Below are 13,675 nucleotides of genomic sequence, written 5' to 3'. Positions count from 1 at the left end.
CTGCTTGCATCCCGGCCTGGATGGGCTTCACCGCCGAGCCCATCTATTCGGTTCTGTTGCGGCCTGCGCGAAGAGCGTCGGGATCTGAACTTTTATGTGGGCGCCTTGGCCTGGCGCAGCGCTTCGGTGATCTCGTCGCGGGCCACGTCGATCAGGCGCATCATCGCCTGCCGGGCCGTCTCGGGCTCGCGCAATCGGATGGCGTCGAACACGGCCCGATGCTTCATGATGGCATTTTCATGGGACTGGCTCGCCCGGTTGGTGAGGCGAAAGCTCGCCAGCAGGGCGGCGCGAATGGCGGTGGCGAACTGGCGATAGACCCAGTTGCCGCTCGCATTGATGATGGCGGTATGGAAGTCGAGGTCGGCCCGGCTCCAGGCTTCGTTGTCGCGCGAATTGGCCTCGACCATTTCTTCCAACGCATTGGAAATATGCAGCAATTCCCGGGCGCCCGCATGAGCGGCGGCGAGCGCCGCGGCCGCCGGCTCCAGCAATTGGCGCGCCTCGATCAGGGACACATAGAACCGCTCGTCCGTGCCGAATTTCAGCACGGCGTCGAGCACGAGCGGATCGAGATAGTTCCAGTTCTCGCGCGGCAACACCGTGGTGCCGGCCCGGGTCCGCGAGCGGATCATGCCCAGGGCGGACAGATACTGCATGGTCTCGCGCAGGCTCGTGCGGCTCACGCCCAACTGCTGTGTCAATTCGGCTTCGTTGGGCAGGGTCGCGTTCTCGGCAAACTCGCCTGAAACGATCTTCTCGACGAATTGCCGCAGCAGGGCTTCCCGGACGCTGCGCTTGCCGTGGGCGGCGATCGGATTGCCATTCTCGGTCAGTGCCGAGCCGATCCTGATGTCAGTCACTTCCAGTTCCCCCCACGCCGCGGCTTCGGCACCGGCAAGGCTATGCGAGGCGAGCTGGAAAACAAAATCACGCCAGACGCAACGCCGCTCGCCTTGCCAAGGGCACCCGGCCACACATTTCTGCGCGTCCCGATGCGAGTCGAAAATAAATAGTATTTATCTTGACAATAATACGATTATTTTTATGGTGCCGCAACCAGGCATGCCGCGGCTTGCAGGCTCGATCCGGCGTTGCGGGGCTGGCCAACGATCAAAAGACGGGGAGGAACCGATGAAGCTTTCGAAATTCGCAGTGATGACGGCTATTGCCGCTTCCATCTGCGCCGCGGCCGGAAGCGCGCTGGCCGATGGCAAGGACCTTAAGGTCGGCGCCATCTATATGGATGCGCAGGGTTTTTACGCGGGCGTTCGCAAGGGTATCCAGACCGGCGGTGCCGAGGCAGGGCGCAAGCTCGACATCGTGGAGACCAACGCCCAGGGCGACGTGACCAAGGAAGCCTCCTTCATCGACTCGCTGATCTCGGCCGGCGTCCAGGCCATCATCGTCTCTCCGGTCTCCGCCGACGGCTCCTATCGTGCCATCCGCCGGGCCCACGATGCCGGCGTTCCGGTGGTCTGCTACAACACCTGCCTGAACGAGGCCGACATGAAGGAATATGTCTCGGCCTATGCCGTCGGCGATCCCTATGATTTCGGGCACAAGCTGGGCGAGGTCGCGGGCGACTATTTCATCGCGCAGAAGAAGGACGCTCCCAAGATCGCGGTGCTCAACTGCGAATTCGTCGAGGTCTGCGTCACGCGTCGCAAGGGCTTCGAAGAAGCCCTCAAGGCCAAGGTGCCCGGCGCCCAGATCGTGGCCAACCAGGAAGGCGCGATCCTCGACAAGGCCGTCTCGGTCGCGAGCACCATGCTGTCCTCCCATCCGGATCTCGATGCCTTCTTCGGCGAGGCGGGTGGGGCTACGCTCGGCGCTGCGCGCGCGGTCAAGAGCCAGGGGCGTGTCGGCAAGACCGTGGTGTTCGGGGGCGACATGACCACCGAGATCGCCCAGGAACTGGCCGACAACTCCGTCATCAAGGGTGTCGTCGACATCTCGGGCCAGGGATTGGGCAAGCTCGCCCTCGCCCAGGCGATCAAGTCGATCGACGGCCAGCCGCCGGCGGGCATCAAGGTCGCCTACGACATCGACGTCTACAAGAGTGCAGCGGACGGCCAGGCCTGGCTCAAGGCGCATGCCGACGGCATCCCCTAAAGCGTTTTGCGATTTGGTGGAATCACCAAGAAACGCAAAGACGCGTCAGAACAAGGAGTTAGAGCAATTAAGCGTTCACGCTTGAACGCGCTTTGCTCTAGGGATCGCCTGAGGTCTTCCCAGTTGCGGCCAGGCAAGGATAGCGACATGACGCCAGCCATTTCCCCAGGCCCGTTGGCCGACGCCGAACGGGTTGCCTCCATCCGCAATTGCACCAAGCGCTATCCCGGCGTGCTGGCGCTCGACGACGTCACCTTCGAGGTGGCGGCCGGTGAGGTGAGGGCCCTGCTGGGCAAGAATGGTGCGGGCAAGTCGACCCTGATCCGCTTGCTCACCGGTGCCGAGCTGCCCGATAGCGGCGCGGTCGAGATCGCTGGCCAGGCACTCGGCCAGACCGGCTCCGCCCGCGCGCAGGCCGCCTTTGCCAGCGGTGTGCGCGTGGTCTATCAGGAGCTCAGCCTGGTGCCCGGGATGTCGCTGGCCGAGAATTTGTTCCTCGGCCACTGGCCACGCCAGGGCGGTGTCATCCAGTCGGCGCGGATGGAGGCCGAGGCCGCCGAGGCCATGGCAAGGCTCGGGCTGGACCTGTTGCCCAGGCGGCTCGTTGCCAGCCTTTCGCCGGCCGAGAGGCAATTGCTGGAAATCGCACGCGTGCTGATCGGCAAACCCCGGCTGGTGATCCTGGACGAACCGACCAGCTCGCTTGCAGCCGCCGAGGCCGAGCGGGTAATGGCGGCGGTGACACGCATCGCGGCGGAGGGCATCGCCGTGATCTATGTCAGCCATCGCATGAACGAAATCCGCCGGGTCGCGCACAGCGCCACGGTGATGCGCGACGGGCGGGTGATCGACACCGTCGACGTGAAGGGGGCGGACACGCGCCAGATCGTTCGCCTGATGCTCGGCTCGGAAAGTGGGCCGGCCGCACAGCTGGAGAACCGGGTCGCGGACAACACCCTGCTCGAGGTGAGGGATCTCGCTTTGGCGCCGAAACTGGCCTCCGTGTCCTTTCGCCTGCGGCAGGGCGAGGTCCTCGGCATTGCCGGGCTCCTGGGATCGGGGCGCACCGAACTGCTGCAGGCCATCATGGGCGTGCGCAGGGCCGACCGCGGCGAGATCCGCGTGGACGGCAAGCCGGTGACGGGCGCGCGCTATCGCCAGATGGTCGAGCGCGGCTTCGGTTACACGCCTGAAAGCCGCAAGGAGGAAGGTATCGTTCCCTTGCTCGGCGTCGATGAAAATACGCTGGTGACGGACCTTGCCGCCGTCAGCCGGCGCGGCGTGCTGTCCTCCAGCCTGATGGCGCGGGCGACCCGCCGGATCATCGAGCATCTCCATGTGAAGACCGCCCGCACCGACACCCCAATCGGCACTTTGTCGGGCGGAAACCAGCAGAAGGTGGTGATCGGCCGCTGGGTGCATGCGCGCAGCCGCGTGCTGCTGCTCGACGAGCCTACCCGCGGCGTGGACGTGGAAGCCAAGTCGCAGATCTACGCCATCATCCGGCAGCTTGCGGCTGAGGGCTGCGGCATCGTTTTCGTCTCCAGCGAGATCGAGGAACTGCCGCTGGTCTGCGATCGCGTCCTCGTGCTGCGCGAGGGTCGGCTCGCCGAAGAATTCACTGCGCCCGAGATCGATCAGGATGCCGTCATGGCCGCCTGCCTCACCGGACACTGACGAGGATACCCGATGTCACAGGACAGAACCGCAGGGGCTGCCGCTTCGAACCGAAGTGCCCGTGCAGGCTTCGATTTCTCTCGCCATATGAACGAACTGAGCCTGTTCGTCGCCATCATCGTGCTCTACGTGGTGTTCACGGCCAGCGCCACCGGCTTCCTGTCGTTCAACAACCAGATCAACATCCTGCGTGATGCCGCCACGATCGGCATCGCCGCCTGGGCTGCGACGCTGATCATCATCGCGGGTGAGATCGATGTGAGCGTCGGCCCGATGGTGGCCTTCGTCTCGGTGGTCCTGGCCTATTTCCTGCAGTGGGGCGTGCCGACAGTGCCGGCTTTCGCCCTGGCCATCGTGGTCGGCGGGCTCCTGGGCTCGATCGCCGGTGTGCTGAGGGCATTCTTCGACGTGCCCTCCTTCGTGGCCACGCTCGGCCTGTGGAGTGCACTGCGCGGCATCGCCCTGTTCATCACCGATGCCCTGCCGGTGTCGATCGGACGCAACGACATCGTCGACGCGCTCGACCGGCCGGTCTTGGGGATTCCGCCCGCCGCGATCATCATGCTCGTGCTCTTCGGCGTCTTCGCTTTCGTCAGCCGCAAGACCGCCTTCGGCCGCAGCGTCTTCGCCATTGGCGGCAATGCGCAGGCTGCCTTCCTCAGCGGCATCAATGTCACACGCATCCGCGTCATGCTGTTTGCCATCGGCGGTGCCATGGCCGCGGTGACCGGCATCCTCCTGGTTTCGCGGCTGGGCTCAGGCAATGCCACCGCCGCGAGCGGCCTGGAGTTCGACGTCATTGCCGCCGTCGTCGTGGGCGGCACCTCGCTCTCCGGCGGGCGCGGCTCGATGCTCGGCACGCTGCTGGGCGTGCTCGTCATCACCCTGATCGGCAACGGCCTGGTGCTGCTGGGGATCAACCCCTTCTTCCAGCAGGTGGTGCGCGGCTTGATCATCGTCGTCGCCGTGCTGGCCAACATCCAGGCCATCAAGCGCTCGATGGCGCGAAACAAGGGCTAGGACATGCCGGTTGTCGATCTCCAGCACGGCTCCCTGCGCGCGCAATTGTCGACGGCGGGCGGCCTCGTCCTCGGCCTGTGGTGGGAAGAGGCAGGCGTGCGCATTCCTCTCCTGCGCCCGGCGCCCTCGTCGGACGCCGACGCCCTGTCCTCGGCCTGTTACCCACTGGTGCCCTTCGGCAACCGCGTCAAGGACAACCGCTTTCGCTTCGAGGGACAGGACCATGTCCTGGAACCGAACACGGATTGGGACAGGCATTATCTGCATGGGGAGGGCTGGCAGGCCGATTGGCACATCACCGCGCAGGGGCCGACGAGCCTTGCCATGGTGTTCTCGCATGCAGGAAAGGGCACGCCCTATGTCTACGAGGCCGAGCAGCGTTTCGCCCTTGTCGACGGGGCCTTCGAGATGCGATTGGCGGTGGCCAACCGAGGCCATGCGTCCCTGCCGTTCGGGCTGGGATGGCACCCCTATTTCCCCCTGACGCCGGCGACGACGCTGATGGCGAAGGCGACTGCGCTGTGGACGGAGGTGGAGGAGTGGCTTCCCGGCGAGCCCATCGCCATTCCCGAGGCGCTCGACTTTTCCGCCCCGCGCTCCATTCCGGATCGATGGGTCAATAATGGCCTGCAAGGTTGGGATGGCCTAGCCATGATCACCTGGCCGGAACGGAACATGCAGCTTCGCCTCCAGGCCGATCCGGTGTTCAGGCATGCCTTCCTCTTTGTTTCCGACACGCAGTTCGATCCCTCCTTCCGGCGGGACTATTTCTGCTTCGAGCCGATGTCGCACCTGGCCAATGGCCACAACCTGCCCGATCTGGGAGATCTCAGGGTTCTCAGGCCCGGGGAGACATTGGCCGGCAGCGTCCGGCTTCGACCACACCGTCTTTCCGGCCGGCCGCTTCAGGGCGGCGATCATCCCCGTCAACGGGCCTGAGTCCTGGAGCCTGCAATGTCCGACAAGGGGCAGTTCGATTTCATCATCGTCGGGGGGGGCAGCGCGGCCTGCGTCGTCGCCTCCCACCTCGTCGGGCGCGCCAAGGCACGCGTGCTGCTGATCGAGCGCGGACCGGCGAAGGCCAGCCCGATCATCGACTTTCCGGCCGGCTACATGAAGTTCCTGGCGAAGGATACCTATCTGGCCATGCACAAGACCGCGCCGCAGCCCCAGCTCGACGGGCGTGGGCCGATCGTGCCGCAGGGGCGTGTGCTCGGGGGCGGCAGCACCGTCAACGCCATGGTCTATATGCGCGGCCAGCCCGGTGACTATGTGCGCTGGAACGCGGCCGTGACCGCGCCGGGTGCCGCCAATGACGGAGCCTGGTCCTATGAGGACATGCTGGCCTATTTCAAGGCGCAGGAGGACAATGACCATCTGGCCGACGCCTTCCATGGCGTCGGCGGCCCGCTCAAGGTCTCGCATCTCGGCCATACCAGCCCGATGACGCGGACCTATGTGAAGACGCTGCAGGGCATGGGCATTCCCTACAATCCCGATTTCAACGGCGCTTCCCAGTTCGGTGTCGGCTTCATGCAGCACACCATCGACTGGGCGAGCCGCCGTCGCTGCAGCGCCGTCACGGCCTTTCTTGCCCCGGTGATGCGCGATCCGCGCCTGACCATCGTGACCGATGCGACGGTGACAGGGATCCGCATCGAGCAGGGCCGTGCGGTCGGCGTCGACTATCTGCAGGACGGGAGCCACCACAAGGCCGACGTCGGTACCGAAGTGATCCTGGCGGCGGGGGCCTACCAGACGCCGAAGCTGCTGATGCTGTCGGGCGTCGGCCCCGAGGACGAGCTCTCCCGTCACGGTATCGCCGCCAAGGTTGTACTGCCCGGCGTCGGGCGCAACCTTCAGGACCATTACGAGTGTCCCGTCGTCGCCACGACGCGGGGAACATTCGGCTATTATCGCCAGGACCGCGGTTGGCCGATGATCAAGGCCGGCCTGCAATATCTGCTGTTCGGCACGGGGCCGGCCTCGACCACCGGCGTCGAGACCTGCGCCTTCCTCGATCCCACCGGAAGCAGCGCCGAACCGACCATCCAGATGTTCTGCGTGCCCACGGTCTATCTCGACAGGGACGTGATGGGCACCGACCCCGGCGATGGCGTCACCATCAATTCACTGCTGCTGCGTCCCAGGGCGCGCGGTCGCGTAGCGCTCGCCAGCGCCGATCCTTTCGCAGATCCCATCGTCGACACCCAGATCTTCGGCCATCCCGAGGACTTGGCCACGACGATGGCGGGGTTCCGCTTTGCGCGGCAGGTGCTGGCTGCCGCTCCGCTGCGTGACCTGATCGACAAGGAGATCTTCCCCGGTCCCGCCGTGACGAGCGACGAGGCGATAGCGGCGCATTGCCGGCGCACGGTCAAGACCGGATATCACCCCGTCGGCACCTGCAGGATGGGCCACGATGCCGATCCCGAAGCGGTTCTCACGCCGGATCTGCGGGTGCGCGGGGTCGCGGGCCTCAGGGTCGTCGATGCCTCGTTCATGCCGACCATCGTCAGCGGTAACACCAATGCCGCCGTGCTCGCCGCGGCGGGGAAGGCTGCGGACCTCATCCTTCATTCATGAATTGCGGCGGGCGGCCGGGGCAGGGCCCAGGGTCGATCCCATAGAGATCATTGGATAGTGCCATGAAGATCACCAAGCTGACCACCTTCATCGTTCCGCCGCGCTGGATGTTCGTGAAGGTCGAGACCGACGAGGGCCTGTCCGGCTGGGGCGAGGCCGTCGTGGAGGGGCGTGCGCTGACCGTCGAGGCGGCCGTGCACGAACTGGCCGACTACATCGTCGGCAAGGATCCCATGCTGATCGAAGACCATTGGAACGTGCTTTATCGCGGCGGCTTCTATCGCGGCGGCGCGGTCCATATGAGCGCGCTCGCCGGCATCGACCAGGCCTTGTGGGATATCAAGGGCAGAGCGCTGGGACAGCCGATCCATGCGCTGCTGGGCGGCCAATGCCGCGACAAGATCAAGGTCTATTCCTGGATCGGCGGCGACCGCCCGGCTGACATCGCCAGCAATGCCAGGGAAGCGGTGGCACGCGGTTTCAAGGCGATCAAGCTCAACGGTTCGGAAGAGATGCAGATCGTCGACACGCATGACAAGATCGACCGGGCGGTGGCGACCATCGCCACCGTGCGCGAGGCGATCGGGCCCCATATCGGCATCGGCGTCGATTTCCATGGCCGCGTCCATCGCCCGATGGCAAAGGTGCTGGCCAAGGAGCTTGACCCCTACAAGCTCCTGTTCATCGAGGAGCCCGTGCTGTCCGAACACAAGGAGGCTCTCAAGGAGATCGCCAATCATTGTTCCACCCCGATCGCACTCGGTGAACGGCTCTATTCGCGTTGGGACTTCAAGGGCGTGCTGGCGGACGGCTATGTCGACATTCTCCAGCCCGATCTGTCGCATGCGGGAGGCATCAGCGAGTGCCGCAAGATCGCCACCATGGCGGAGGCCTATGACGTGGCGCTTGCGCCGCACTGCCCGCTGGGTCCGATCGCACTCGCGGCCTGCCTGCAGGTCGATGCCGTCAGCTACAATGCCTTCATCCAGGAACAGAGCCTCGGCATCCATTACAACCAGGGCAACGACATTCTCGACTACATCTCCAACAAGGAGGTGTTCCATTATGAGGACGGCTTCGTCTCCATCCCGCAGGGGCCGGGCCTGGGGGTCGACGTCAACGAGGACTATGTGATCGAGCGGGCCCGGGAGGGGCATCGCTGGCGCAACCCGGTCTGGCGCCATGAGGATGGCAGCCTGGCCGAATGGTAGGGGCATGGGCAGGATGACGGGTCGGCTCGCAGGCAAGCGCATTCTGGTAACGGGCGCCGCCCAAGGCATTGGGCTGGCGATGGTTCGCGCCTTCGTGCGCGAAGGGGCTAGCGTTTTCCTCCTCGATCGGGACGAGGAACTGCTTGCCGGTGTCGGCGACGAACTGGCGGGGCAGGGTGCGCCCATCGCCTATCGGGCCGTCGACATCACCGACGAGCAGGGTATTGCGCAGGCCGTTTCGCAGGCGACGTCGGCGATTGGCGAGATCAACGCACTCGTCAACAATGCCGGCATCAACGTCTTCGCCGAACCATTGCAGACGACCAACGAAGAGTGGCACCGATGCTTCGACGTCAATCTCAAGGGGGCCTGGCATTGCTGCAAGGCGGTCCTGCCGGGGATGATCGCCGGCGGCCGTGGCGTCATTCTCAACATTGCCTCGACACATGCCTTCACCATCATTCCCCATACCTTCCCCTATCCCCTGGCCAAGCACGCCTTGCTTGGCATGACCAAGTCGCTGGCGCTGGAATATGCCGGGCGCAACGTGCGGGTGAACGCGCTCGCGCCCGGCTATGTCTCCACCCAGAAGGTGATCGACTACTGGAACAGCTTCCCCGATCCCGAGGCCGCCAAGGCGCAGACGCTGAAGCTGCATCCGGGCGGGCGTATCGCCACGCCTGAGGAAATCGCGCTTGCCGCGGTGTTCATGATCTCGGACGAATGCCCGTTCATGAACGCAGCCTGCCTGACCATCGATGGCGGCCTCAGCGTCCAGCAGCATCCCTGAGCAAAGAGCTTCCAACGGCATCGTTTGGATTCCGGTGAGGGCGCATCCCTGCGGCTGATCTACTCCCAGGAAACAGGACCGTTTTGAGCTGGAGTTTCCCGCGGCCGAATCCCTAGGCTGGGAGGAGCGGAGGACAACGAAGGCAAGCAGGTTTTCGGAGGCCCAGAAGGCGTTCATTCTCAAGCAGGGTACCGATGGTGTGACGGTGGCGGAGATCTGCCGTCGGGCTGGGATCAGAAGACAGATCCGCTTGGATTCACGCCGGCAAAGCGTGCAAGCCCGACCAGGCCATGTAGAGACCCACACAGAATATCACGGCGGCCGAGGCATAAGGTGCGCGCGTAGCAAAGGCCGAGAACCCGGACCAGCGCTTTTCGACATGCCGGATGCTCAGCGCTGCCAGCACACCGGCGGAAACCATGGTGACGGCGAGGCCGATGCTGAAGCAAAGGACCAGCAGGAAGCCCAGGGAGAGCTGCTTGAGCTGAATACACAGCAGCAACACGGTGATGGCAGCCGGGCAGGGGATGAGCCCGCCTGTCAGGCCAAACATCACGATTTGCCCCGTGGTTACAGTACGACCGGCGAAGCGACGACGAATATCCTCGGCATGGGCGCGCGCATGGGCGTCCTCCTCTGCGCCAAGATCCGTGTGCTCATGCCCATGGCCATGCTCATGCTCGGTGAATTCCAGGGGAAAGCTGTGCAGGTGATCGCCATGCCCCAGATTGAGGGCGGCGGAAAAGGCGTGCGGCTCCGGGATTTCCTCGGTGCTTTCGAGATAGGCGCCGCGATCGGCCATGTGAAAGACCTGGCGCGCACCATCCGGACGGATCGTTTCGACGGAGACCTCATGGGCGGGAAATCGCTCGCCCTTTTCGAAGCTCAGGCGCCAGCGCGGCGGCACGCCGTCCTCGAACACCTCGAGGGTGACCGTGCCATGGCCGGTGTTGATGTGCCGCACCTCCTCGCCATGGTGGTGATGATCGTGATCGTGGCTATGGTGCTGCTCGCGCCAGGTGCGCCAGAACATCCAGGCGGCGATGAGGACGATCAGGATCGCTGAAGCCACCTGGAAATAGGGCTCCGTTGCCTCACTGCTCCAATTGCGCCCGAAATATTGTCCGAGCAGCGCGACCGCCCAGACGACGGCGGTATGGGAGATCGTCGCCGACAGGCCGAGCAAGACAGCCTGAGTCACGGTACCTCCGACCGCTATGATGAAAGCCGCCATCATCGTCTTGGAATGTCCCGGCTCTAGGCCGTGCAACGCTCCCAGAAGGATGGCACTGGGGATGAACAGCCAAAGGTTCGTGGAACCTTGCTGAAGCATGTCGGAGATCGAAACCACGTTCGGGTCTTTCTATTTGATATAGGTCCGCAAGACCTCGATCAATTCGGCCGCTCCCTGCGCCTGGCTGGAGTTTTCCTTGTCCGGATCCACGATGTGATGGCGGATATGGTCTTCCATGACCTCGGCGGTCAGACCATTCACCGCGCCACGCATGGACGCGACCAGCATCAGTACATCCGCGCAGCCCAGTTCCTGTTCGAGCGCTCGTTCGAGCGCCTCAGCCTGGCCCTTGATACGGCGAACCCTGGCGATGAGCCGGGTTTTTTCCTTGATCGTATGCATGGCGAACCCCAGCAAGAATATGATAGGGGGGTACCCTATAAGAGAGCCCAACGCAAGCCCGGTGTTGAGCAAGACTGGCTGGCACCGTCCAAAGGCGCCCACGACCGAGTAGGGCAGTCACTTATCGAACCTCGCTGCGGCAGCGATGGCATGGCTGTTGTCCTGATGCTGGCGCCTGCGGAAGAGCTCGCAGCTCCACCAGCCCGTATACCCGGCGGCCTTATCCGCATCGACTCAGCTTTCTAGATCGAGAATGCTGCTTCCCGTGCGAACATCGCCCAAGGCGGTTTCATTCAGGATGTTGGCGGCATAGGGCAGGGGAATCGCATGGATGCACGCCCTAGATGAGATCCTTGTCCAGCCGGGCGATCCGATCCGGGAGGCGCCTGCAGTGAAGACATGCCAGAAAGGAGCAAAAAGCCTCGGTCAGGCGGATTCGAAGGAAGTGGTTGAGGCAGCAATGGACCTATTATCGATTGCTGCGTAGTTTGCCAAAGTCCGCCTTTCGCGACCTTGGGACATTTTACTTCAGAACAGGATGCAGAGCTATGTCGTCGGATTTCTATATATGGCTTAGCGACGCTGCATTGAGAATCACTAGCGTACGCTTTTCCCTGATCGCGCCACAGGCGTTGGCACCGGCTTTTCTACTGCTTGCAGTTGCCGCCTTTCTGACTCTTTTGATGAACCGCCTTTGGCGTGTCAGCGATCGCATCCGTGAGCTCGAGGAAAAGAAGCTGGCGCATCTCGACGGGCAGGATCGTGCTCTCCTGGCCAAGTGGCTGGCCCGGCGGGGGCGCCTGCTTTATCGCGGCATCCGCTCGATCGTCGCTGCTGGCATCTGTGTGGCAACAGTGATTCTGATCGTATTCTTCAACGCCCTGGTTGGTATGCAGCGCGAATGGGGGGCTTCCCTCCTGTTCGTCATATCGATCGTGCTGTTTGCGCACGCACTGATATGCCTGTTCCGCGAAATCAACGTCGCCATCAAGGATTTCGACAGACGTTACCGACATTCGGCGTTTTTCGAATCTTAGAATTGTCTCCCCCGAGACCAAGCTCCGATGATCGGAATTTCATTATTTACGATCATGAATTGCATCGAGCTCATATTACATGAGATTTGGCTCAAATTATTCCGTAAATTCTTGTAATAAATGCAACTTGATCGAAGTATTTGCGACTCACGGCCGCCTCTTCGCGAAAAAGAAGCTCCCTGCTTCGGGGAAGGGAGCTCGAGCCGGGTCGCCTCGCAGAGGCATCTGCATCACAGGCCATGGTTCGGACCGAAAGCGACGTCGGTAGCAATGCTGCCTCTTGGCAGCTTCGCGGCCGTCCGCGCCGCTCTCGGTTTTCTCGCCGGCCAGCCATTGCTCCAGAAGTTCCGGATTTTCGTGGATACGCTTCTTGGCCGCACCTATAGGTTCCGCGCCACCCGCCTCTATTTAGGACCGGAAATCGACCCCGGTGTTCCCTGGACCTGGCAATGGGAGAAGCGGAGCCGATAGCTCCGGCCCATCGTTAAGAAAAAAGAAGCCAAGCTTCCGCTGCAATAGCGTGCTTCGAGGCTCGTGGGATTTCCTCTCCTTCATGCTTGCAGTTCGCCGAGGATGGCCTCGGCGGTGGCCACATCCGTGACGACTGCATTGATCAGTTTTGCTCTGACCGCGCCGATGATTGCCTTCGCCTTTGCCGGTGATACGGCAACGCCGATGACGAGTGGCACGGCCCGCATTTGGGCCGGCGAAACGGCGATCAGGCTGTTGTTGCCATCCCATGGCAATATGGTGCCGTCCTCGTCGAAATAATGCCGGATGACATCCCCCGCGACATGGGTGAGGGCCCGTTCGCTGGACGTAACGGTGCCGGCATGGATGGGGTCGACGGTATGCGGCAGTCCAACCCCCACCAGGGCAACGTCGATATGGTCCCAAAGGGTAATGAGCTCGCGGACGGCAGGATCGCTCACAAAGGCATCGCGATACTGAGGGGCCGGCAAATAGGGCGCAAAGATGAATTTTGGTTCGCCACCAAGCTGTTCGGCCGCCTGGCGCACGAACTCGTTGATCTGGAAATGTGGCGCTGCTTGCTGGATACCGCCCGTTGCAGGCACCGTGATCACGCCGGGAATACGCGGCAGACCGGCTCGGATCACGCCGCGCACCGCTCGGCCCCAACCAATGGCGAGAACAGAGCCATCCTTCAGCCCCGCTTCCTTGAGAAGCGTGCCGACCGGCTGGGCAAGCGAATCCAGCAAGCCAATTTCAACGGTGTCCACCACGGCGGCTTGCTTGAGGCCGAGAGCGTTAATCAAGTCGCGCCTGATCTCCTCTGGCGCAACAAAGTCGCGAATCTCGATGCGCACGATCCCTTCCTCCCGCGCTCTTCGAAGCAAGCGGGAGATGGTGGCGGTCGAGAGTTGCAGGCGCCTTGCGATCTCGACTTGTGAGAGATCCGATTCATAGTGCAGGCGCGCCACCAGATGCAGCGTCTTACGCGTGGCCGACCCATCCATGGAAACATTCTCAGACAGGTTGCAATTCCTTTCAGAAATATGTTACACGTCACTTTGTGAAACAAGAGGCATCGCGTTCTTTCAGGCAGGACACGAGCCGTGCAGCATATTTGCGTCTTGTTCAA

The 13,675-nt window shown here is 63.0% G+C and carries 12 protein-coding genes and 1 pseudogene; 9 read left to right on the top strand and 4 right to left on the bottom strand.

Going from position 1 to position 13,675, the window contains the following annotated elements; translation table 11 throughout:
• Positions 1–92: 92 nt before the first annotated feature.
• Positions 93–863 carry a FadR/GntR family transcriptional regulator gene (locus ACTJKX_RS28890; protein ID WP_394314502.1) on the bottom strand — a complete coding sequence of 257 codons (771 nt, stop codon included), beginning with the start codon at positions 861–863 and terminating at the stop codon, positions 93–95.
• A 271-nt stretch (positions 864–1,134) separates the two neighbouring features.
• On the opposite strand from ACTJKX_RS28890, the gene ACTJKX_RS28885 reads away from it, so the two are divergent.
• From ACTJKX_RS28885 to ACTJKX_RS28850, 8 genes and pseudogenes are all read left to right on the top strand, one after another.
• Entirely contained in the window at positions 1,135–2,115 is a 981-nt protein-coding gene (locus tag ACTJKX_RS28885) for a substrate-binding domain-containing protein (protein ID WP_394314501.1), read from the top strand.
• 147 nt (positions 2,116–2,262) lie between these two features.
• Entirely contained in the window at positions 2,263–3,792 is a 1,530-nt protein-coding gene (locus ACTJKX_RS28880) for a sugar ABC transporter ATP-binding protein (protein WP_440727341.1), read from the top strand.
• Positions 3,793–3,804: 12 nt separating this feature from the next.
• Entirely contained in the window at positions 3,805–4,812 is a 1,008-nt protein-coding gene (locus ACTJKX_RS28875; protein WP_311939688.1) for an ABC transporter permease, read from the top strand.
• Positions 4,813–4,815: 3 nt separating this feature from the next.
• Positions 4,816–5,751: an aldose 1-epimerase gene (locus tag ACTJKX_RS28870; RefSeq protein WP_440727340.1), complete on the top strand. Its 936-nt coding sequence runs from the start codon at positions 4,816–4,818 to the stop codon at positions 5,749–5,751.
• 15 nt (positions 5,752–5,766) lie between these two features.
• A complete protein-coding gene (locus tag ACTJKX_RS28865) occupies positions 5,767–7,398 on the top strand; it encodes a GMC family oxidoreductase (protein WP_440727339.1) in 1,632 nt (543 codons plus the stop codon).
• A 62-nt stretch (positions 7,399–7,460) separates the two neighbouring features.
• Positions 7,461–8,609 (top strand): galactonate dehydratase, encoded by a 1,149-nt coding sequence (gene dgoD / locus ACTJKX_RS28860; protein WP_394314494.1) that lies wholly within the window; start codon positions 7,461–7,463, stop codon positions 8,607–8,609.
• A gap of 13 nt (positions 8,610–8,622) precedes the next feature.
• The gene (locus ACTJKX_RS28855) at positions 8,623–9,399 is read left to right on the top strand and encodes an SDR family oxidoreductase (protein WP_440727338.1); all 777 of its coding nucleotides are present in this window, start codon (positions 8,623–8,625) and stop codon (positions 9,397–9,399) included.
• An 88-nt stretch (positions 9,400–9,487) separates the two neighbouring features.
• A pseudogene (locus ACTJKX_RS28850) lies at positions 9,488–9,634 on the top strand (transposase); the annotation flags it as partial.
• A gap of 21 nt (positions 9,635–9,655) precedes the next feature.
• On the opposite strand, the gene ACTJKX_RS28845 reads toward ACTJKX_RS28850, so the two are convergent.
• Positions 9,656–10,750, bottom strand: coding sequence for a nickel/cobalt efflux transporter (locus ACTJKX_RS28845; protein WP_394314491.1), 1,095 nt, complete (start codon positions 10,748–10,750; stop codon positions 9,656–9,658).
• Between the two features lie 12 nt (positions 10,751–10,762).
• Positions 10,763–11,035: a metal/formaldehyde-sensitive transcriptional repressor gene (locus tag ACTJKX_RS28840; protein ID WP_311939677.1), complete on the bottom strand. Its 273-nt coding sequence runs from the start codon at positions 11,033–11,035 to the stop codon at positions 10,763–10,765.
• Between the two features lie 548 nt (positions 11,036–11,583).
• Here ACTJKX_RS28840 and ACTJKX_RS28835 point away from each other — a divergent pair.
• Positions 11,584–12,072 carry a DUF2721 domain-containing protein gene (locus ACTJKX_RS28835; protein WP_367625796.1) on the top strand — a complete coding sequence of 163 codons (489 nt, stop codon included), beginning with the start codon at positions 11,584–11,586 and terminating at the stop codon, positions 12,070–12,072.
• A gap of 551 nt (positions 12,073–12,623) precedes the next feature.
• On the opposite strand, the gene ACTJKX_RS28830 is transcribed toward ACTJKX_RS28835, so the two are convergent.
• Positions 12,624–13,550, bottom strand: coding sequence for a sugar-binding transcriptional regulator (locus ACTJKX_RS28830; protein ID WP_394314489.1), 927 nt, complete (start codon positions 13,548–13,550; stop codon positions 12,624–12,626).
• Positions 13,551–13,675: the final 125 nt, after the last annotated feature.

This window comes from Labrys sp. 22185 (genome assembly GCF_052045555.1).
Lineage (GTDB): Bacteria > Pseudomonadota > Alphaproteobacteria > Rhizobiales > Labraceae > Labrys > Labrys neptuniae.
The sequence above is the reverse complement of the archived record's forward strand: the minus strand, read 5'-3'. Positions and strand labels throughout refer to the sequence as shown.

What these genes read in the sequence shown, in the direction of transcription:
- ACTJKX_RS28830 (WP_394314489.1), bottom strand. Translation starts at nt 13,550, where the DNA reads ATGGATGGGTCGGCCACGCGTAAGACGCTGCATCTGGTGGCGCGCCTG.
- ACTJKX_RS28835 (WP_367625796.1), top strand. Translation starts at nt 11,584, where the DNA reads ATGTCGTCGGATTTCTATATATGGCTTAGCGACGCTGCATTGAGAATC.
- ACTJKX_RS28885 (WP_394314501.1), top strand. Translation starts at nt 1,135, where the DNA reads ATGAAGCTTTCGAAATTCGCAGTGATGACGGCTATTGCCGCTTCCATC.
- ACTJKX_RS28870 (WP_440727340.1), top strand. Translation starts at nt 4,816, where the DNA reads ATGCCGGTTGTCGATCTCCAGCACGGCTCCCTGCGCGCGCAATTGTCG.
- ACTJKX_RS28875 (WP_311939688.1), top strand. Translation starts at nt 3,805, where the DNA reads ATGTCACAGGACAGAACCGCAGGGGCTGCCGCTTCGAACCGAAGTGCC.
- ACTJKX_RS28855 (WP_440727338.1), top strand. Translation starts at nt 8,623, where the DNA reads ATGACGGGTCGGCTCGCAGGCAAGCGCATTCTGGTAACGGGCGCCGCC.
- ACTJKX_RS28880 (WP_440727341.1), top strand. Translation starts at nt 2,263, where the DNA reads ATGACGCCAGCCATTTCCCCAGGCCCGTTGGCCGACGCCGAACGGGTT.
- ACTJKX_RS28840 (WP_311939677.1), bottom strand. Translation starts at nt 11,035, where the DNA reads ATGCATACGATCAAGGAAAAAACCCGGCTCATCGCCAGGGTTCGCCGT.
- dgoD (WP_394314494.1), top strand. Translation starts at nt 7,461, where the DNA reads ATGAAGATCACCAAGCTGACCACCTTCATCGTTCCGCCGCGCTGGATG.
- ACTJKX_RS28865 (WP_440727339.1), top strand. Translation starts at nt 5,767, where the DNA reads ATGTCCGACAAGGGGCAGTTCGATTTCATCATCGTCGGGGGGGGCAGC.